Here is a 19,989-nt window from a genome sequence, read left to right as displayed (position 1 = left end):
CGGGGCTCTACCTCGACCGACCAGGGCTCTGCCTCGGCGCGGAGGGCCGCGAGCTGTCGGCGCGGCGACGGAGCGCGAGGCGGCGTGACTCCGCGAGACGACAGCCGACCGCCACCGGGTCACCCAGGTCGTCCCAGGTGAAGCGCACGACCGTCCAGCCCGCTGCCACGAGCGCCGCCTCGCGGGCGTCCTGCGCGCGCCGGACCTCTGCCGGGTCCCCGAACGCCCCGCCGGAGTACTTCACCGCCCCGTCGAACTCGATCACCAGACGGGCGTCGAGCCAGGCCAGGTCGACGACGTACGTCCCGCGCGACGTCGCGACCGGTACCTGTGGCCGGGGTGCGGGCAGACCGCCGAGCACGGCCGCGAGCCGCACGAGCGTCTCGCCCGGCGACTCCGACCTCGAGTCCGCGAGCTCGAGAGCACGGCGTGCCCGCACGATGCCGCGCTTGCCGCGCGACTCCTCGACGATCGACTCCACCACGTCCCGATCCGCACCCAGGCGCAACGCGGAGTCGACCACGACGAGGCTGCGCTCGAGCGGCAGCGACCGTGCACAGTCGACGAGGGTGCGCTCGAGGCTGGTGACAGGGACGCCGTCGAGGACCGCGCGGTCACGGACCGGTAGATCGGTCCAGTGCCGGCGCACAGCCACGTCGCGCTCTCGCGTCACGTTCGGATGGCCGAGCTGGGTCAGGTGCGCGAACGGCGGGAGCCGCCACGTCCAGCACCCCCAGAGCAGAGCTGCGGTGTCGTGGCTCACCCAGAACGGTGTCCTGAGCCGGCTGACCAGCCCACGCACCTCGCCGAGCAGCCACTCCTCGCGCTCCGACGGCGCGGAGTGCGCCGAGGGGAGGTAGACACCGCGCCGCACCCGCACGAGCTCACCAGCGCGTGCTCGCGCCGCCAGCTCCGCGCGGCGTCGACGCACGTAGGGCACAGCAGACGGAACCTTCCGAGGCCCGTTGGTGTCCGCCGTGTAGCGACCGGCGGGGCGGGTCGGGACTCGATCGGCCCCGAGGCTGCGCTGTGCTCTCGGGTCGTGGCTGGTCGGGATGCTGCCCGTCGTCTCGTCCATCGGCCCAGCGTGCCGGTCAGCGCGCCCTCACGGGGCGCGCGCGGCAGATCTGTGGACGACGAGGTCGGCGCCCCTGTACGACGGTCCGCCCCGTCGACCACCACCCACGCTCGGACGCGCCGAGAGGGCCCGGCCGACGACGGCCGGGCCCTCTCACGCACCGTATGACGCATCCGCATCACGTGACCACGCCTCTACCTCGCGTGACCGCACCTCTACCTCGCGCGACCGCACTTCTACCTCGTGGGGCCAAGGCTCTACCTCGGCGGAGTGGGTCAGGCGTTGGTGACGAGGCCCAGCTCGGCGACGCTCGGGAGGCCGTCGTGCGTCGGGACGACGCGGACGGTGTAGCCGAACGGTCCGGACGCGTCGAGCACGACGTCGCCCGCGAACGCGTAGCGGCCGGCCTCGTACGTCTCGGCGAGCGCGAGCGGCTCGGCCGTGAACTCCTCGATGACGTCGGCCTCGCTGACGCGACCGTGCACGACCTGCACCTGGACGTCCTCGGGGCGGAGGTCGCCGAGCGACACGTACGCGCGGACCGTGAGGCGGTCCCCGACCTGAGGCACCTCGCCGATGCCGGCCGAGTCGACGTGGTCCACGCGCACGCGCGACCAGCCGTCGCGCACGGCGTGCTTCCACTGCGCGAGCTCCCGGGCGGGTGCGAGCCCGTCGGCGGCCAGCGCGCGCCCGGCCGCGGCGGCCGGGGCGTACAGGCGCGTGACGTACTCGCCGACCATGCGCGTCGCCTGGACCTTGGGGCCGAGCGTCGCGAGCGTGTGCCGCACCATCTCGAGCCACCGGCCGGGCACGCCGTCGGCGTCGCGGTCGTAGAAGCGGGGCGCGACCTGCTGCTCGACGAGGTCGTAGAGCGCGGCGGCCTCGAGGTCGTCGCGACGGTCCGCGTCCTCCACGCCGTCGGCGGTCGGGATGGCCCAGCCGTTCTCGCCGTCGTACCACTCGTCCCACCACCCGTCGAGGATCGACAGGTTGAGGCCGCCGTTGAGCGCCGACTTCATGCCCGACGTCCCGGACGCCTCCAGCGGGCGCAGCGGGTTGTTGAGCCAGACGTCGCAGCCCGGGTAGAGCGACTGCGCCATGGCGATGTCGTAGTTCGGCAGGAAGACGATGCGGTGCCGCACCTCGGGGTCGTCCGTGAAGCGCACGAGCTGCTGGATGAGCCGCTTGCCCTGGTCGTCCGCAGGGTGCGACTTACCCGCCACGACGAGCTGGACCGGGCGCTCGGGGTGCAGCAGCAGCGCCTTGAGGCGATCCGGGTCGCGCAGCATGAGCGTGAGCCGCTTGTACGTGGGCACGCGGCGCGCGAACCCGATGGTGAGGACGTCGGGCGAGAGCACGTCGTCGACCCAGCCCAGCTCCGCCGGGGTCGCGCCGCGCTCGCGCCAGGACTTGCGCACGCGGCGACGCGCCTCGTCGACGAGCCGGCCGCGCATCTCGCGCCGGATCGCCCAGAGCTCGCCGTCGCCGACGGCGCCGTCCCCGTCGCCGCGCAGCCAGCGCGACGACGCGTGCTCGGCCGTGAGCTCGTCGAGCCCGAGCCGCTCGGCCTCGAGGGCCGCGAGCGCCGGGTCGACCCACGTGGGCGAGTGGACGCCGTTCGTCACCGAGGTGATGGGGACCTCGCGGGCGTCGAAGCCCGGCCACAATCCCTCGAACATCCCGCGCGACACCTCGCCGTGCAGGAGCGAGACGCCGTTCGCCCGCCCGCCGAGGCGCAGGCCCATGACGGCCATGTTGAACACGGTCGGGTCGCCGCCGTCGTAGTCCTCGGCCCCGAGGGCGAGGACGCGCTCGACGGGCAGGCCGTCGACCGCCATGTCGCCGCCGAAGTACTGCGCGACGAGGTCGCGGCCGAACCGGTCGATGCCGGCGGGAACGGGCGTGTGCGTCGTGAAGACCGTCGCGGCGCGAACGGCCTCGAGCGCCGCGTCGAACGACAGGCCCTGCTCGACGAGCTCGCGGATGCGCTCGACGCCGAGGAACCCCGCGTGGCCCTCGTTGGTGTGGTACACCTCGGGCTCCGGCGCGCCGGTGAGGCGCGACCACAGGCGCAGCGCGCGCACGCCGCCCACGCCGAGCAGGAGCTCCTGCTGGAGGCGGTGCTCGCCGCCGCCGCCGTAGAGGCGGTCGGTCACCTTGCGCGCGGCCTCGTCGTTGCCGGGCACGTTCGAGTCGAGCAGGAGCAGCGGCACGCGGCCGACGGCCGCGACCCACACGTGCGCGTGGAGCGTCCGCCCCCCGGGCAGGGCGAGCGAGACGCGCGCGGGCGTGCCGTCGTCGTCGCGCAGGAGGGTGAGCGGCAGGCCGTCCGGGTCGAGGAGCGGGTACGTCTCGACCTGCCAGCCGTCGCGCGTGAGCGACTGCTTGAAGTAGCCGGCGCCGTAGAGGAGCCCGACGCCGACGATCGGCACGCCGAGGTCGCTCGCGCTCTTGAGGTGGTCGCCGGCGAGGATGCCGAGGCCGCCGGAGTACTGGGGCAGCACGGACGTGATGCCGAACTCGGGCGAGAAGTACGCGATCGCGGCCGGGAGAGCGCCACCCTCCTCCGCCGACGCCTCCGCGGCACGCTCCTGGTACCACAGCGCGTCGTCGAGGTAGTGGCGCAGGTCGGCCGCCGCGGCACGCACGCGCTCGACGAACGCGCCGTCGGCGGCGAGCTCGGCGAGGCGCTCGGGCCCGAGCGCACCGAGCAGCGCGACGGGGTCGCCGTGGACCGCCGCCCACGTCTCGGGGTCGATACCGGCGAACAGGTCGCGCGTGGGCGCGTGCCAGGACCAGCGCAGGTTGTGCGCGAGCTCGTCCAGGTCGCGCAGCTCGGCGGGCAGCAGGGTGCGGACGGTGAACCGTCGGATGGCTCTCACGGGGACGAGACTACGCAGCCTGGCGCCGGTGCACACCCCCGCGCCGCAACCTGTGTGTAACGCTTGCATGAAATTTCACCCGGGTACGTGCGAGACCCGTCCGCGACGCGCCGACCCCTCCCCCACGTGCCTGGCCCCCGTGCCCCTCGATACGTTGTGCGTGTGACGTCGACCCCTCCGGCCCTCGCGCCGCACCGCCCCCGCGCCACCGGTGCCCCTCGTCCCCGAGGCGGCGCCCCCGCCCCCGCCCCCGCCGCGCCCGTCGGACGCATCCCCGTGCTCGAGGTGTCGCCCGTCGTCGAGGGCGGCCGGTGGCCCGCCAAGGCCGTCGTCGGCGAGATGGTGCCGATCGAGGCGACCGTCTTCCGGGAGGGCCACGACGCCGTCGCCGCGACCGCCGTCCTCGTCGCGCCCGACGGCACCGAGCGCACGGCGCCCATGGTCGACGTCGCCCCCGGGCTCGACCGGTTCCGCGCCACGCTCCACCCGGACGCGGTCGGCGACTGGTCGCTGCGCGTCGAGGCGTGGAGCGACCCCTACGGCACGTGGGCGCACGACGCGACGGTCAAGGTCGCGGCGGGCGTCGACGTCGAGCTCATGCTCGCCGAGGGCGTGCGGCTCTTCGAGCGCGTCCTCGCCGACGCCGTCCCCCTCCCCGGGCGCGACGGCATTCCCGGCCGCCGGGCCCCCGCAGACGACCGCACGCTCGCCGACGCGCTCGCCGCGCTCGCCGACGCGAGCCGCCCCGCCGAGGCGCGGCTCGTCGCGGCGACGTCGCCCGAGGTGCGCGACGTCCTGGAGCGCGCCCCCCTGCGCGACCACGTCACGGCGTCGGCCACCTATCCGCTGCGCGTCGAGCGCCCGCTCGCGCTCGCGGGCGCGTGGTACGAGATGTTCCCGCGCTCCGAGGGCGCCCGACGGCTCAAGGACGGGCGCTGGCGCTCGGGCACGTTCACCGCCGCCGCCCGCCGTCTGCCCGCGATCGCGGAGATGGGCTTCGACGTCGTCTACCTGACGCCCGTCCACCCCATCGGGACGACGCACCGCAAGGGCCGCAACAACTCCCTCACCGCGCTCCCCGGCGACCCGGGCAGCCCGTACGCCATCGGGTCGAAGGACGGCGGCCACGACGCGATCCACCCCGAGCTCGGCAGCGAGCGCACGTTCCGCGCGTTCGTCAAGGAGGCCCGGCGGCACGGGCTGGAGGTCGCGATCGACCTCGCGCTCCAGTGCTCGCCCGACCACCCCTGGGTCACCGAGCACCCCGAGTGGTTCACGACGCGCGCCGACGGCTCCATCGCGTACGCCGAGAACCCGCCGAAGAAGTACCAGGACATCTACCCGCTCAACTTCGACAACGACCCCGAGGGCATCTACACCGAGGTGCTGCGCGTCGTGCGCGTGTGGATCGACCGCGGCGTCACCGCGTTCCGCGTCGACAACCCGCACACCAAGCCGCTCGACTTCTGGGAGTGGCTGCTCGCCGAGGTGCGCGCGACGAACCCCGAGGTCGTGTTCCTCTCCGAGGCGTTCACCAAGCCCGCGATGATGCACACGCTCGCGCGCATCGGGTTCCACCAGTCGTACACGTACTTCACCTGGCGCAACACGCGCGACGAGCTCGCGGAGTACCTCACCGAGGTCTCGGGCGAGGCCGGCGCCTACATGCGCCCGAGCTTCTGGCCCACGACCCACGACATCCTCCCGCCGTACCTCCAGCACGGCGGCGTGGCAGGCTTCGCGGTGCGCGCGGTGCTCGCCGCCCTCGGCTCGCCCACGTGGGGGATCTACTCCGGCTACGAGCTCGTCGAGAACGTGCCGCGCCCGGGCGTCGAGGAGCAGATCGACAACGAGAAGTACGAGTACAAGCCGCGCGACTGGGCGCTCGCCGACGAGATCGGGATCTCGACGCTGCTCACGCGGCTCAACGAGATCCGCCGCGACCACCCCGCGCTGCGCCAGCTCCGCAACCTCACGGTGCACCCGACGACGAACGACCAGGTGCTCGCGTTCTCGCGCCACCTGCCGGCCGAGCACTCGCCGACCGGCGAGGCGGACACGGTCGTCGTCGTGGTGAACCTCGACCCCCGCTCCCCGCAGGAGTCGAACGTGCACCTGGACCTCGCGGCCCTCGGCCTCCCTCCGCTCGCGGACGGCCAGGACCCCTGGGCGCCGTCGTTCGTCGCGCACGACGAGCTGACCGGCGAGAGCTACGGCTGGGGCCAGGACGTGTACGTGCGCCTCGAACCGCTGCGCCAGGTCGCGCACGTCATCCACGTGAGGGCGTCGTGACGCTCCCCCGGGACGCGGCCCCGGTCCCCGTCCGGGGACCCGCCGCCGGTCCCGCGCCCGTGTCCCCGACCACCGCACCCGTGCCCGTCGCCGCCCTCCCGCCGCGCCGCCAGCCTGCGCCGCCCGTCGAGACGCGCCCGGGGCTGTCGGACGACCCGGACTGGTACCGCACAGCCGTGTTCTACGAGGTGATCGTCCGCGCGTTCTCCGACTCCGACGGCAGCGGGACGGGCGACCTGCGCGGGCTCATCGACCGCCTCGACTACCTCCAGTGGCTGGGCATCGACGCGCTGTGGCTGCCGCCGTTCTACCCGTCGCCGCTGCGCGACGGCGGCTACGACGTGTCCGACTACACGGCGATCGCGCCGCAGTACGGCTCGACGTCGGACTTCGCGGAGCTCGTGAGCGAGGCGCACGCGCGCGGGATGCGCGTCGTCATCGACCTCGTCATGAACCACACGAGCGACCAGCACCCGTGGTTCCAGGCGTCGCGCGCCGACCCGGAGGGCCCGTACGGCGACTTCTACGTGTGGAGCGACGACGACACGCGCTACCAGGACGCGCGCATCATCTTCGTCGACACGGAGACGTCCAACTGGACGTTCGACCCGGTGCGGCGCCAGTTCTTCTGGCACCGGTTCTTCTCCCACCAGCCCGACCTCAACTTCGAGAACCCGCGCGTCGCCGACGCGATGCTCGACGTCGCGCGGTTCTGGCTGCAGGTGGGGGTCGACGGCTTCCGCCTCGACGCGGTGCCGTACCTCTACGAGGCCGAGGGCACCAACTGCGAGAACCTGCCGCAGACGCACGAGTTCCTGCGCCGCGTGCGGCGCATGGTGGACACCGAGTTCCCGGGTCGCATCCTCCTCGCCGAGGCGAACCAGTGGCCGCGCGACGTCGTGGACTACTTCGGCACCGAGGAGGAGCCGGAGTGCCACATGTGCTTCCACTTCCCCGTCATGCCGCGCATCTTCTACGCGATCCGCGACCAGCGGGCGAACCAGGTCCTCGAGATCCTCGCCGACACGCCCGACATCCCCGCGGGCGCGCAGTGGAGCACGTTCCTGCGCAACCACGACGAGCTGACGCTCGAGATGGTCTCGACGGAGGAGCGCGCGTCGATGTACGGGTGGTACGCGCCCGACCCGCGCATGCGCGCCAACGTCGGCATCCGCCGTCGGCTGGCGCCCCTGCTCGACAACTCGCGCAAGGAGGTCGAGCTCGCGCACGCGCTGCTGCTCTCGCTCCCGGGCAGCCCGTGCCTGTACTACGGCGACGAGATCGGGATGGGCGACAACATCTGGCTGCCCGACCGCGACGCCGTGCGCACGCCCATGCAGTGGACGCCGGACCGCAACGCCGGGTTCTCCACCGCGGACCCGGGCAAGGTGTACCTGCCGCTCGTGCAGTCGCTCGTCCACCACTACGGCTACGTGAACGTGGAGGCGCAGCTCGAGCAGTCGACGTCCCTGCTGCACTGGGTGCACGGCATGCTCAAGGTCCGGCGCCGCCACAAGGCGTTCGGCACGGGAGACTTCGTGGCGCTCGAGTGCGACAACGAGTCGATCCTCGCGTTCCTGCGGCGCACGCCCACGGAGACCGTCCTGTGCGTGGCGAACCTCTCCGCGACCGCCCGGTCCGCGGCGGTGCACCTGCCGGGGCACGCGGGCGCGACGCTCACCGACGTGTTCGGCGGCGCGCGCTTCCCGGCGGTCGGGGACGACGGGCGCGTCGTCATGACGTGGGGCTCGCGCGACTTCTACTGGCTCGTCGTCGGGGGTCCCGAGGGCACGACCGCCTGACGGACGGCGAGATCGGGCGCCTCGTGGTCGGATGGTGCCTGCCCGACACGACCTGCCGACGACCAGCCCCAGGAGGCCTGCATGACGCTCCGACGGACGGACCTTCCCTCCTCGGAGCTCATGACGCTCCTCGACGCGTGGCTGCCGGAGCGCCGGTGGTACCCCGTCAAGGGCGTCGAGGTGCAGCACGTGCCGTGGCTGTCGTTCGCGCTCGACGTCCCGGCGGCGCCGGACCCGGCGCGGGCCCCGCGCGTCGTCCTCCACCTGCTGCGGCTGCTCGGGGACGGCGTCGACCTCGTCGTGCAGGTGCCGCTCGTCCTCGAGCCGGTCGACGCGGCGGCGGGTACCACGGGCGCCGCGGACCCGGCGGGCACCCCCGCCACGCCCGCCGGGCCGGGGCGCGCCCCCGCCGCCCCGCTCGGGACGGTGCACGACGCCGGGAGCGGCGCGACCGCCGGGACGTCCTGGCTCGTGCACGACGGCGCCGCGCACCCGGCGTGCTGGGCGGCGCTCCTGGCCGTGGCCGAGTGGGGCACGACCCCGGCCACCGGAGCAGCGAGCGCCGACCCCGTCGACCTCGCGGGCGGGCGCGCTCTGAGCGTCGAGCAGTCGAACAGCTCGGTGCTGCTCCCCGGGGTCGCCGGCGGGACGATGCTCAAGGTCCTGCGGGCCATCGCGATCGGGCCCAACCCTGACCTGACCATCCCGCGCGCGCTCGCCGCGCAGGGGTGGGCGGGCGTCCCGCGACCGCTCGCATGGCTCGAGGTGGGCTGGGACGCGCAGGACGACCCGGCCCGCCCGGGCCACGTACCGGACCCGACGGCGCCGCGCTCGGCGCACCTCGCGATCCTCAGCGAGTTCGTCGACGGCGCGCGCGACGGCTTCGACCTCGCGTGCGCGTACGCCGGGCAGGGGTCGTCGTTCGCCGACCTCGCCGCCGACCTCGGACGGGTCCTCGCCGACCTGCACGCCGCGCTCCGGCGCGCGTTCGACGTGGGCTCCCCCGTGGACGCGCGGTGGCTCGTCGCCGACCTGCGGCGCCGCTCGGACGAGGCCGTCGCGTCGTCGGGCGCGCTCGGCCGGCGCGCGACCGAGATCGCCGCGTTCTGGGACCGCACGGCGGCACGGCTCGCGTCCGTCACGCGCGTCCCCGACGCCCTCCCGCGGCTCCAGACCGTCCACGGCGACCTCCACCTCGGGCAGGTGCTGCACGCCCGCCGGTTCGGCTGGAAGGTGCTCGACTTCGAGGGCGAGCCGCTGCGGCCGGTCGCGGAGCGCACCCGGCCCGACCTCGCGCTGCGCGACGTCGCCGGGATCGTGCGCTCGTTCGACTACGCGGCCGCCGTCGGGCGCGCGCCCGACGCCGCGTGGGCCGTGCAGGCGCGCGCCGCGTTCCTCGACGCGTACGAGCGCGCGGACACCGCGGGCGTCGACCACGCGACGTCGGAGGCGCTCGTCCGGGCGCTCACGCTCGACAAGGCGCTCTACGAGGTCGTCTACGAGTCGCGCAACCGCCCCGACTGGGAGCCCATCCCTCTCGCCGCCGTGGACCGGCTCCTCGCGGGCAACGCCTGACGTGCGCGGTCGCCCGGGCGCACGCACCGGACCGTCCGGCGAGCCCGTCCTGTGGGGGCGCGCGGGACGTGGAAAGGTTGCCCCATGACCGGGCCCGCCGCTTCCGCCACCCCGCCCCCCGTCGTCGTGCCGCCGGACGCCCTCGCCGCGGCCGCGGGCGGGCGCACGTTCGACCCGCACGCCGTGCTCGGCCCGCACCTCGCGGACGACGCCAGGGACGCGCGGGCCGTCGTCCGCGTCCTGCGCCCGCTCGCGGACGAGGTCGTCGTCGTCACCGCCGACGGCGAGCACCCGGCAGCGCACGAGCAGGACGGGGTGTGGGCCGCCGTCGTGCCGGTGCACCAGGACGCCGACGGCACGCGGCACGCTCCCGACTACCGCGTCCGCACGCGATACGGGCACGAGGCCACGACCGTCGACGACCCCTACCGGTTCCTGCCCACGCTCGGCGACGTCGACCTGCACCTGATCCGCGAGGGTCGGCACGAGGAGCTGTGGCGCGCGCTCGGGGCGAACGTCCGCACCTACCCGAGCGACCTCGGCGACACGACCGGCACGGCGTTCGCCGTCTGGGCGCCGAACGCGCGCGCGGTCCGCGTCATCGGGGACTTCAACGGCTGGGGCCCCACGCACCCCATGCGCTCCCTCGGCTCGACCGGGGTGTGGGAGCTCTTCGTGCCCGGCGTCGTCGCGGGCGCGCGCTACAAGTACGAGATCCTCGGGCCCGACGGCTCGTGGCGCCAGAAGGCCGACCCGCTCGCCAAGGCGGCCGAGGTGCCCCCGGCGACGGCGAGCATCGTGGTCGAGTCCCGGTACGAGTGGTCGGACGACGCGTGGCTCGCCGAGCGCGCCGCGCACGACCCCCACACGCGGCCGCTCAGCATCTACGAGGTGCACCTCGGCTCGTGGCGCCAGGGGCTGTCCTACCGCGACCTCGCGGAGCAGCTCACGGCGTACGTCGTCGAGCAGGGGTTCACCCACGTCGAGCTCCTGCCCGTCGCCGAGCACCCGTTCGGCGGGTCGTGGGGCTACCAGGTCACGGGCTACTACGCCCCGACGTCACGCTTCGGCCACCCCGACGACTTCCGCTACCTCGTCGACCGCCTGCACGCCGCCGGGATCGGCGTCGTCGTCGACTGGGTGCCCGCGCACTTCCCGCGCGACGAGTGGGCCCTCGCCCGCTTCGACGGCACCCCCTGCTACGAGCACGCCGACCCGCTGCGCGGCGAGCAGCCCGACTGGGGCACGTACGTCTTCGACTTCGGCCGCAACGAGGTCCGCAACTTCCTCGTCGCCAACGCGACCTACTGGCTCGAGGAGTTCCACGTCGACGCGCTGCGCGTCGACGCCGTCGCGTCCATGCTCTACCTCGACTACTCGCGCGGTCCCGGCCAGTGGCACCCCAACGTGCACGGCGGGCGCGAGAACCTCGAGGCCATCGCGTTCCTCCAGGAGGCCAACGCCACCGCGTACCGGCGCACGCCCGGGGTCATGATGATCGCCGAGGAGTCGACGGCGTGGCCGGGCGTCACCCGGCCCACCTCCGCGGGCGGCCTGGGGTTCGGGCTCAAGTGGAACATGGGCTGGATGAACGACTCCCTGCGCTACGTCGCCGAGGAGCCGATCAACCGCCGGTACCACCACCACGAGATCACGTTCTCCATGGTCTACGCGTACTCCGAGCAGTTCGTGCTCCCCATCAGCCACGACGAGGTCGTGCACGGCAAGGGCTCGCTGTACGGGAAGATGCCCGGCGACGACTGGCAGAAGCGCGCCGGCGTCCGCGCGTTCCTCGCCTACCAGTGGTCGCACCCCGGCAAGCAGCTCCTCTTCATGGGCAGCGAGATCGGCCAGCACTCCGAGTGGAACGAGGGCCGGTCGCTCGACTGGGACGGCCTCGCGGCCGACCCGGGCCGGCAGGGCGTGCAGCGCGCCGTGCGCGACCTCAACGCGCTCTACCGCGCGACCCCGGCCCTGTGGGAGCTCGACCACGACCCCGCGGGGTTCGAGTGGCTCGACGCCGACGACGCCGACCACAACGTCCTCGCCTACGTGCGCCGCGGGCGCGACGGCAGCGAGGTCGCGGTCGTCGTGAACTTCGCCGGGACGCCGCACGAGGGCTACCGCGTCGCGCTGCCGTCGGGTGGCGCGTGGCGGGAGGTCCTCAACACCGACGCGGAGGTCTACGGCGGCTCCGGCGTCGGCAACCTCGGCGAGGTCGAGGCGGAGCCCGTGCCGTGGAAGGGACGCGCGTTCTCCGCGGCCCTGCGCGTCCCTCCGCTGGGCGCGCTGTACCTCGTCCCGTCGTCGAGGTAGAGGCCTGGTTCGCCGAGGTCGAGGTCTGGTCGCCGAGGTCGAGGTCTGGTCGCCCTGGGTGGTGGGTGGGGCGGTGGCGCCGGGTCTACCATCCGCCGCTCGTTCCTCGCGGCTCCCCCCGCCAGGCCCGCCACGACCCGGCGCCACCGCCCCACCCACCCGGCTTCGTCTCACCCTTGGCGCTGCCTCCTCGGCACCATGCCAGCCGGTCACCTCGCGGTGACCGGCCGCACGACGGCGGCCGGTCACCGTGAGGTGGCCGCCCCCCGGTGGGCGCGCCCCCCCCCCCCCCAGCCCCCCGCGACCCGGGGGGGGCCCGGCCCCCCCGCGGGGGCCGGGCCCCGGGGGGGTCCCCGGCCGCCGTCGTGCGTGGCTCGGGTGCGTCAGTAGAGGCTGATCGCGAGGCGCTGGCGGGCCTTGCCGACGCGGGGGTCGGTGGGGCCCACGACCTCGAAGTAGTCGAGGAGCCGCACGCGGAGCTTCTCCTTGCCGTCGTCGTCGGCGCCGGGCAGGAGGTCGAGCAGGCGGCCGAGCGCGTCGTCGACGTGGCCGCCGAGGATGTCGAGGTCGGCGATGGCGAGCTGGGCGTCGACGTCCTGCGGTGCGGCGGCGGCTGCGGCACGGACCGTCGCGAGGTCCGCGTCGCGCGTGCGCTGGAGGAGGCGGACCTGCGCGAGCCCCGCGACGGCGAGCGCGTCGCGCGGGTCCTGCTTGATCGCCTTCTCGTAGGCCGCGACCGCGGCGTCGAGGTCGTCGCGCTCGATCGCGTCGTACGCCTCCTGGTGCAGCGGCGGGAGCTCGGGCTCGGGCTCCGCGACGGGCTCCGCGGGGCGCTCGGGCTCGCCGTCGGCGCCCTGTGCAGGCGCGCGGCCCGTCACGCCGTTCGCCTCGGCCGCCTGGAGCACCTGGTCGAGCACGGCGCGCACCTGCTCGACGGGCGCCGCGCCCTGGAACAGCGGCACCGGCTGGCCCTGGAGGATCGCGACGACGGTCGGCACGCCCTGGACCTGGAACGCGGCCGTGATCTGCGGGTACGCCTGGGCATCGACCCGGGCCAGGAGGAAGCGGCCGGCGTACTCGTCGGCCAGCGCGCCGAGGTCGGTGCCGAGCTGCGCGTTCGCCTGGTCCGTCGGGATCCACAGGAGCACGACGACCGGGTACTGCGCCGAGTCCTGGACGAGCTGACCGAACGTCTCGTCCGTGACGTCGACGACGTACCCGCCCGCGGCGGGCGCGCCGCCCTCCTCGCCGGGCGGGGGTGACTGCGGCCTGGTCAGCGCGGACAGGTCGACCGCGCCGCGCACGTCGAACGTGGGCTGGGTGGGTTCGCTCATGGACGCAATCCTACGGAGCGTCAGGAGTTCGCGACCGACGTCGCGACGTGCTCGTTGCCCACCACGCGGATCTTCTCCTCGGATCCCGCCGGCGGCACGTAGAGCGCGACGACGTCGACGTACCCGACCTTCAGCACGTTCGTCGGGGCCTTGTCCCCGTACAGCGCCTTGATCGACTCGGTGTCCGGGGGCACCTGCGCGCCCTCCTCGGCCGTCATCGACTCCTGCGAGGTCATGGCCCCGACCACGAGGGCGCCGCCGTCCGCGGTCCGGACCGCGCGCACGGGCTCGTCGGGGTTGGGCGTGAACGTCAGCGCGTAGGCGCCGGCGGCGGGCTCGAGCGCCGTCGTCCAGTCCTGCGCGCGCTTGGCGAGCAGCGTGCGGAACGAGTCCTCCTCGAAGGACCCCGCGAACCCGGATCCCCCGCCCAGGTTCAGCACGTCGGCGTACTGCGCGACGGCGTCCGTGGGCGTGACGAGCAGGCTCGAGTCGTCGGGCGCGACGTCCTCGCTCCCGATGCTCGGGTCCGCGAAGCTCGGCATGGTGACGCCGGGCAGGAGGCGGACCCACGCCCAGAGCTGGTAGTCGCCGCGCGCCGTGTCCTGCTCCAGGACGGACAGGCGGGGCGTCTGCAGGTTCTCGGGCTGCACGCTCACGGCGAACGACGTGCGCGGCCAGGTCTGCGTCGTCGGGATGACGACCTGCTGCGCCTCCGTCGGGAGCTCGGTCACGAGGTCGGCGTTGCCCCGCGCGGCGGCGACGGCGAGCTGGCTCGAACGGATCGCGAGGGCGGGGCCCGTGACACGGCCCTCGAGCTGCGCCGCGTCGTTGGTCTCGCTCGCGGCAGCGAGCGCCGCGGCGACCGCGTCGAGGACGGCGGTCTCCTGCGCCTCGGTGAGGACGGGCGGCGGCGGGTCCTGCGTGGGGTCGGGCTCGGGCGTCGGGAGGGGTGCGGAGCAGGCGGCGAGCAGGAGCGCGCCGACCAGTCCCCCGGCCACCCCGCCGAGGTGACGACGGGCGCGGCGGGCGCGGGCCGTGTCGCGGGCGGTGCTGGTCATCGGGTGCTGTCCTTCGTCTCGTCCGGGTCGCTCTCGGGTGCGGGCGCCGGGGCGCTCTCGCCGCTGCCGGGCGTGAAGCCCCACGCCCGGCGCCAGGCGTCGGCGCGCGTGGTCGCGCTGTCCTCCGTGGTCGGGTGCGCGCTCGCGTCGACGGCCGGCTGGGCCGCGGTCCGCGGGCGGCGCTCGCCGCGCGCGACGATCGGGATCTGGCCGGTGAGCCACGCGCGCCGCGGCTTCTGCCCGCGGGCCTGCTGCTGCGCGAGGCGGTCGGCCTCCTCGCGCTCGCGCAGCTCACGTCGCGTGAGCATGCGCACCTGGGCCGTGTCGGTCGGCACCTCGCCGTCGGGCGTGCCGTCCTCGTCCGACGACGTGCCCTCCGTCGCGCCGGCCGCCGCGACCGCGGGGGTCGCGGAGGTCGTGGTGCCGCCGGAGGGACCACGGCGGCGTGGCCGCAGGCTCGCCGCCCCGATGCCGAGACCGAGGAGGATGAGGACGGCGCCGCCGATGACACCGGGCCACAGGAACGGCGTCTCGACCTGGCGCGGCCACGACAGCTCGACGGTCGGAGCGACGGCGCCCTCGCCCACGCCGGCGGCGAGGAGCTGCCAGCGGCCGGGCTGGTCGGACCAGCGCAGGCTCGCCGAGCCGGCGCCCGTCGCCTCTTCCAGCCACATGTCGGAGCCGGCGGGGTCGACGCCGACGACGGGGGCCTCCGCGGCCGCGTCGCCCTCGGCCGGCGTCTCGCCCTCGGCGGGCGTCTCACCCTCGGCCGGGCTCTCGGCGTCGGCCGGCGTCTCGGCGTCGGCCGGGCTCTCGCCGTCCGCGGGCGCCTCGCCCTCCGCGGGCGCCTCGCCCTCCGCGGGCTCGTCCTCCGCGGCCGGTGCCTCGACGGCGCGCGTCGCGAGCGCGTCCCAGTCGGACAGGCCGGTGACCAGGCCGTGCGGGTCCTCGCCGACCCACCCGGTCACGTCGGCCTCGCGGCCGATCGCGAGGGTGACCTGCTGCTCCCCGGGTGCTGTCGCGCGGATCGTCACGTCCTCGGCGACGAGGTCCAGGACCCCGGGCGCGGTGACGAGCACCGTGCCGTCGCCGGTGTACGCCGTGGTCGCCACGACCGTGTCGCTGTCCCGCCAGACGGTGGCGGACGCGACACCGAGGCCGACGGCGACCAGTCCTCCTACGAGCAGGAGGGCGGCGATGATTCGTTGCAGCACCGAGGTTCCCTTCGTCGATCGACGTTCCAGGATAGGTGCGAAACCCCTCGTGGATCGACCGAGACGCGTCGCCTGTGGATCCTCACGAACCGTTCACGTGCCCCTCCCGCCACGGTCTCACCGCTCCCAGGGAACACCGTGCCCGACGGCGGGAAGGGCCGCCGTCCGCGCGGGGGACGGCGGCGCGCGCAGCACTGCGACCATCGTCTCACCCCCACCAATCCGGGTATTCAGGACAGCGTGATCCCCGTATCCTGGTCGGAGCACGGCGGGGCCGTGGCACGACCGCCGCGCCCTCCCTCCCCGGGAGGGGACGCCGCCCGGCGGCGGAAGCCGCGACGACTCAGCACCGGAGGTCATCGACGTGTCCGACGAGCGCACGCTCTTCCCCATCACGATGCGCGGGTACGACCGCGTCCAGGTCGAGGCCCAGCTCGCCAAGCTGGAGAAGGCCGTGGAGGACGCGCGGGCGCGCGTCGAGGCGGCGGACGCCCGCGCCATGCAGCTCACGAGCGAGCTCAACGACGCCCAGCGCCAGCTCCGCGAGGCGGACCGGCCGTCGTACGCGGGGCTCGGGTCCCGCATCGAGCAGCTCCTGCGCTCGGCGGAGGAGCAGTCGGCGGACATCCTGTCGCAGGCCAACGCCCAGGCGGCCGACATCATGGCGCGCGCGAAGCTCTCCGCCGGCCAGGTCCGGTCCCGCGCCGAGAACGAGGTCGCCGAGCTGCTCAACAGCGCGCGCCTGGAGTCGGAGGAGATCCGCTCCACGAGCGCGTCCGAGGCCGAGGGCACGCTGCTCAGCGCCCAGCGCCGCGCGGAGGAGCTCGTGGGCTCCGCGGAGCGCGAGGCTGCGCGCATCCAGAGCGCGCTCGCCACGGAGGAGAGCGAGCGGCGCGCGTCGCTCGAGCGCGAGCTCGGCACGCTGCGTGCGACGGCGGAGCGCGAGACGACGGAGCTGCGCGTCACGACCGAGCGCGAGGCCGCGGAGCTCCGCGCACGCGTGGCGGCGGAGACGGCGGCACAGCGCGAGGCCGCCGAGCGCGAGTCGGCCGAGCTGCTGGAGAACGCTCGTCGCGAGGCGCAGCGCCAGGTGGACGAGGCGCAGCGCAAGGCGACCGAGGCGGCGAACGCCGTCACGTCCGAGATGGAGGCGCTGCGCGACCAGGCCCGCACCGCCCTCGCGGACGCCGAGCTCGAGGTCGTGCGCCGCCGCGAGGAGGCGGAGCGCGAGAACGCCGAGCGCCACGCCGCCGCCAAGGCGGAGACGGAGAAGCTCGTCTCGACGGCCGAGGAGCACGCCGCGGAGGCGGAGAAGCGTGTCGCCCACGCGCTCCGGCAGGCGGAGAAGGTCCGCAGCGAGTCCGACGCGTACGTGAAGGACCTCCTGTCGACGGCGCGCCGCAACGCCGACCAGGTCGTCGCCGAGGCCCGCGCGTTCGCCGACCAGACGGTGAGCGACGCCAAGGCCGAGGCCGAGCAGCAGCGCAACGTCGCCCAGCGCCAGCTCGAGGACCTCACGCGTCAGCACGACTCGATCAACACCTACCTCGACGAGCTCCGCGGTCTGCTCGGCAGCGAGGGCGAGGCCACGAAGGCCCCCGCGAAGAAGGCGGTCCCCGCCGGGACGCCCGCGCAGCAGGCGCGCGCCGCGACGCTGATGACGGCCGAGTTCCCGGTCGTCCCCGAGGAGTCCGCGCAGCGGGTCGGGACGGTCGAGGCGCCGACGAAGCGCGGCCCGGCGAAGTCGGCGGACGCGAAGGCGGCCGACGCGAAGCCCACGGACGCGAAGTCCGCCGAGACGAAGCCGGGCGCGGAGTCCGACGCCCCCGCCTCGGCCTGACGCCGTGCCGACCGGCGCGGGCCCGTCGGGCCCCTCGGGGTCCGCTGCCGACGACTGGCGTCGGCAGCGGACCGAGGCCGCCGCGCACCAGCAGCGCGAGCTCGACCGGCAGCGCGCCCGCGAGAGCGATGCGGCCCGGGCCCTGCTCGCCGACTTCGTCGGGCGGGCGCGCGCACGGGGTCTCGCTCCCGAGCCGCTCCGCGCCCGCGCGTTCGACGGCATCGCGACGTACCGCACCCCGCTGCGCGGGTGGTACCTGCGCCGCAACCGCAGCGTCGCCGTCGGCGAGGACGGTGAGTTCTACGTGCTCTCGGTGCCCGGCGGCGTGCTCGCGCGCCTGCGGGGCGTCGCGGTCGAGCCGTCCGACCCGCCGCTCGTGCTCGGCAAGGGCGGGCGGGACGGCGAGTCGATCGACCTCGCCGACGCGCTCGCGCTCGTGCTCGACGGGCGCTGACGCGCGGTCAGCGGCTCAGACGGCCGCTCGCGCCAGGAGGTCCGCGAGCGCATCGGCCACCGCGGCGGGGTCCTCGACCGCGCTCATGTGTCCCGCGCCCGTCACCTGCACGAGCTGCGCGGTCGGCGCCGCGGCGACCATGTGCTCCGCCTCCGCCACCGGCGTGACCTGGTCCTCCTCGCCCACGACCACGGCGACCGGCCCCGCGAACCCCGCGAGGACGGACGTGCGGTCGGGGCGGGCCGCCATCGCCCGCTGCGACCACGCCACGCCGTCGGGCCGCTGCGCACGGATCCACTCCTCGAGCCGGGCCGTCAGGTGCGGCCGTGCGGCCTTGCTCGTCTCGCCGAGGAGGACCCCCGGCATGCCGAGGACGGCGTCGACGGTCTGCGAGCTCGCCGCCTCGTCGGCGATGCGCAGCCGGTTGGCGCGGGCGTCGTCGGAGTCGGCCGTGGACTTGGTGTCGACGAGCCCGAGCCCGGCGACCAGCTCCGGCCGGCGCTCCGCGAACGCGAGGGCCACGTAGCCGCCCATCGACAGGCCCGCGACGACCGCGCGCGTGATCCCCGCCGCGGCGAGCGCGTCGGCGGTCGCGTCGGCCGCCGCCTCGATCGACGGCGGCTCGTCCCCGAGCGGGCTCGCGCCCAGGCCCGGGAGGTCGACGGCGACGACGGTGGGCTCGCCCGGCAGGGCCTCCGCGACGTCCGCCCACATCCGGTGGTCGAGCGGGAAGCCGTGCAGCAGCACGAGCGGGGTCCCGTACCCCTCGCGCAGCGTGAAGGTCTCGAGCGGTGCCGTCGTCACGTGGTCCTCCTGGGGTCGGTCGGGTGCGCGCGACGCCTCGCGCCGCCACGCGGTGTCAGTCGACGACGCCGTCGGACCGGCTCGCGTCGTAGCTCGCCTGGTCCGAGTCGGCCGTGTCGCGGTCCGCGGTCGCGCCGGCCTCGCCGTCCCACGTGGTCGGCAGCGGCAGCGGGAACCCGGGGCGCACGTGCCCCACGATCTCGTCGAGCACACGCCGCACGGACGACTCCCCCACCCACAGGTGCTTGGCGCCCTCGACGCCGATCACCTCGGCGTTCCGCACGCGTGCGAAGCGCCGGCGCGCCTCGTCGGGCCGCAGGTAGTCGTCGAGCTCGGGCACGAGGACCACGAGGGGCTTGCCGAACGCGTCCCAGCGGTCGAGGTCCGCGTCCGTCGCGCGGTGCAGCGGGGGCGAGAGGAGGATCGCGCCCTCCACCGCCGGGTCCGTGCCGTGCTTGAGCGCGAGCTCCGTGCCGAACGACCACCCCACGAGCCACCGGTTCGGGAGGTCGTGGAACTCGGCGAACTCGATCGCCGCCGCGACATCGAAGCGCTCGGCCTCGCCGCCGTCGAACGCGCCCTCGCTCGTCCCGCGCGGGGACGACGTGCCGCGCGTGTTGAACCGCAGCACGGCGAGGTCCGCGAGCGCCGGCAGGCGCCACGCCGCCTTGCGGTAGACGTGCGAGTCCATGTACCCGCCGTGCGTCGGCAGGGGGTGCAGCGTGACGAGGGTCGCGACCGGGTCGCGGTCCGCGGGGAGCGCCAGCTCGCCGACGAGCGTGAGGCCGTCCGCGGTGTGCAGCTCGACGTCCTCGCGCCGCGCGGGCAGGACGCTGAGCGACCGGATGGGGGTCGGCTCCGTCGAGGCTCGGGCGGGGTCGGGCGCGGTCTCGGGTGCGGTGCTCATCGTCCCGAGCCTAGTGCGTCTACCGGGGCCGACGGCGGCCGCGCGCCTCCCAGCACGACGTGTGCCAGTGGCGACGGTGGTCGAGCGCCGTCTGGGCCCCGAAGAAGGAGTCCTCCTGCCACGCCACGACGTGCCCCGTGCCCGGCGGGATCTCCTGCTGGCAGCCCGGGCAGAGGTACGTCTTCGCGCCGCCCCGCACGGTGCGGACCTGCCACTCGCCGTCGGCTCCCGACTCGCGGCGCGCGCCGCCGAAGGCGCGGTCCAGGTCGAGGGGCGCGGGCTCCGCGCCCCAGGGTCGCTTGCGGGACGGTCGGCGGGACGGCATGGGTCCATTCTCCCCCGCGGACCCGCCCGGGACCTCCCAGCGGGCGTCCAGCCGCGACCGCTAGAGTGTCCGGGCCGGTGCTGCACCCGGCGTCCGACCGCGAGGTGG

At 75.0% G+C, this 19,989-nt stretch carries 14 protein-coding genes; 6 read left to right on the top strand and 8 right to left on the bottom strand.

Translation table 11 applies throughout. The annotated features are described in order from the left end of the window. Positions 1-7 precede the first annotated feature (7 nt). Positions 8-940 (bottom strand): type IV toxin-antitoxin system AbiEi family antitoxin, encoded by a 933-nt coding sequence (locus ABIE39_RS10595; RefSeq protein ID WP_354051667.1) that lies wholly within the window; start codon positions 938-940, stop codon positions 8-10. A 413-nt stretch (positions 941-1,353) separates the two neighbouring features. Further along, positions 1,354-3,960 carry an alpha-glucan family phosphorylase gene (gene glgP / locus ABIE39_RS10590; protein ID WP_209829595.1) on the bottom strand — a complete coding sequence of 869 codons (2,607 nt, stop codon included), beginning with the start codon at positions 3,958-3,960 and terminating at the stop codon, positions 1,354-1,356. A 162-nt stretch (positions 3,961-4,122) separates the two neighbouring features. Between glgP and ABIE39_RS10585 the strand changes: the two genes are divergently transcribed. The 4 genes from ABIE39_RS10585 (at position 4,123) to glgB (ending at position 11,945) form a co-directional block, all read left to right on the top strand. Next, on the top strand, positions 4,123-6,252 hold the full coding sequence (locus tag ABIE39_RS10585) for an alpha-1,4-glucan--maltose-1-phosphate maltosyltransferase (RefSeq protein ID WP_502914852.1): 2,130 nt from the start codon (positions 4,123-4,125) through the stop codon (positions 6,250-6,252). A gap of 80 nt (positions 6,253-6,332) precedes the next feature. Further along, positions 6,333-8,054, top strand: coding sequence for a maltose alpha-D-glucosyltransferase (treS, locus tag ABIE39_RS10580; protein ID WP_354051665.1), 1,722 nt, complete (start codon positions 6,333-6,335; stop codon positions 8,052-8,054). An 81-nt stretch (positions 8,055-8,135) separates the two neighbouring features. Continuing rightward, complete coding sequence (locus ABIE39_RS10575; protein WP_354051663.1) at positions 8,136-9,629, top strand: maltokinase N-terminal cap-like domain-containing protein; 1,494 nt, start codon at positions 8,136-8,138, stop codon at positions 9,627-9,629. An 84-nt stretch (positions 9,630-9,713) separates the two neighbouring features. Then, complete coding sequence (glgB, locus tag ABIE39_RS10570) at positions 9,714-11,945, top strand: 1,4-alpha-glucan branching protein GlgB (RefSeq protein WP_175009975.1); 2,232 nt, start codon at positions 9,714-9,716, stop codon at positions 11,943-11,945. Positions 11,946-12,328: 383 nt separating this feature from the next. Here glgB and ABIE39_RS10565 read toward each other — a convergent pair whose 3' ends face one another. From ABIE39_RS10565 to ABIE39_RS10555, 3 genes are read right to left on the bottom strand one after another with little or no spacing between them, the layout of a single operon-like run. After that, complete coding sequence (locus tag ABIE39_RS10565) at positions 12,329-13,279, bottom strand: tetratricopeptide repeat protein (protein WP_175009192.1); 951 nt, start codon at positions 13,277-13,279, stop codon at positions 12,329-12,331. Between the two features lie 20 nt (positions 13,280-13,299). After that, on the bottom strand, positions 13,300-14,337 hold the full coding sequence (locus ABIE39_RS10560; protein WP_175009191.1) for a DUF8094 domain-containing protein: 1,038 nt from the start codon (positions 14,335-14,337) through the stop codon (positions 13,300-13,302). Continuing rightward, positions 14,334-15,551, bottom strand: a complete 1,218-nt coding sequence (locus ABIE39_RS10555; RefSeq protein WP_354051660.1) for a hypothetical protein — start codon at positions 15,549-15,551, stop codon at positions 14,334-14,336. Before ABIE39_RS10555 ends, ABIE39_RS10560 begins: the two co-directional genes overlap by 4 nt. Before the next feature lie 364 nt (positions 15,552-15,915). On the opposite strand from ABIE39_RS10555, the gene ABIE39_RS10550 reads away from it, so the two are divergent. Further along, a complete protein-coding gene (locus tag ABIE39_RS10550) occupies positions 15,916-17,391 on the top strand; it encodes a coiled-coil domain-containing protein (RefSeq protein ID WP_175009189.1) in 1,476 nt (491 codons plus the stop codon). Positions 17,392-17,395: 4 nt separating this feature from the next. Beyond that, the gene (locus ABIE39_RS10545) at positions 17,396-17,845 is read left to right on the top strand and encodes a hypothetical protein (RefSeq protein WP_175009188.1); all 450 of its coding nucleotides are present in this window, start codon (positions 17,396-17,398) and stop codon (positions 17,843-17,845) included. Positions 17,846-17,860: 15 nt separating this feature from the next. On the opposite strand, the gene ABIE39_RS10540 is transcribed toward ABIE39_RS10545, so the two are convergent. Genes ABIE39_RS10540 through ABIE39_RS10530 form a run of 3 tightly spaced genes read right to left on the bottom strand, consistent with a single transcriptional unit; the run spans position 17,861 to position 19,881 of the window. Continuing rightward, positions 17,861-18,649 carry an alpha/beta fold hydrolase gene (locus tag ABIE39_RS10540; protein WP_175009187.1) on the bottom strand — a complete coding sequence of 263 codons (789 nt, stop codon included), beginning with the start codon at positions 18,647-18,649 and terminating at the stop codon, positions 17,861-17,863. Positions 18,650-18,704: 55 nt separating this feature from the next. Next, on the bottom strand, positions 18,705-19,556 hold the full coding sequence (locus tag ABIE39_RS10535; RefSeq protein ID WP_354051657.1) for an alpha/beta hydrolase: 852 nt from the start codon (positions 19,554-19,556) through the stop codon (positions 18,705-18,707). 19 nt (positions 19,557-19,575) lie between these two features. Next, positions 19,576-19,881 carry an Rv1322 family protein gene (locus tag ABIE39_RS10530; RefSeq protein ID WP_209829591.1) on the bottom strand — a complete coding sequence of 102 codons (306 nt, stop codon included), beginning with the start codon at positions 19,879-19,881 and terminating at the stop codon, positions 19,576-19,578. Between the last annotated feature and the right edge of the window lie 108 nt (positions 19,882-19,989).

It is taken from the genome of Cellulosimicrobium sp. 4261 (assembly GCF_040546915.1).
Lineage (GTDB): Bacteria > Actinomycetota > Actinomycetes > Actinomycetales > Cellulomonadaceae > Cellulosimicrobium > Cellulosimicrobium cinnabarinum.
Note: the sequence above shows the minus strand (reverse complement) of the source record. Positions and strands in the feature narration are given on the sequence as shown.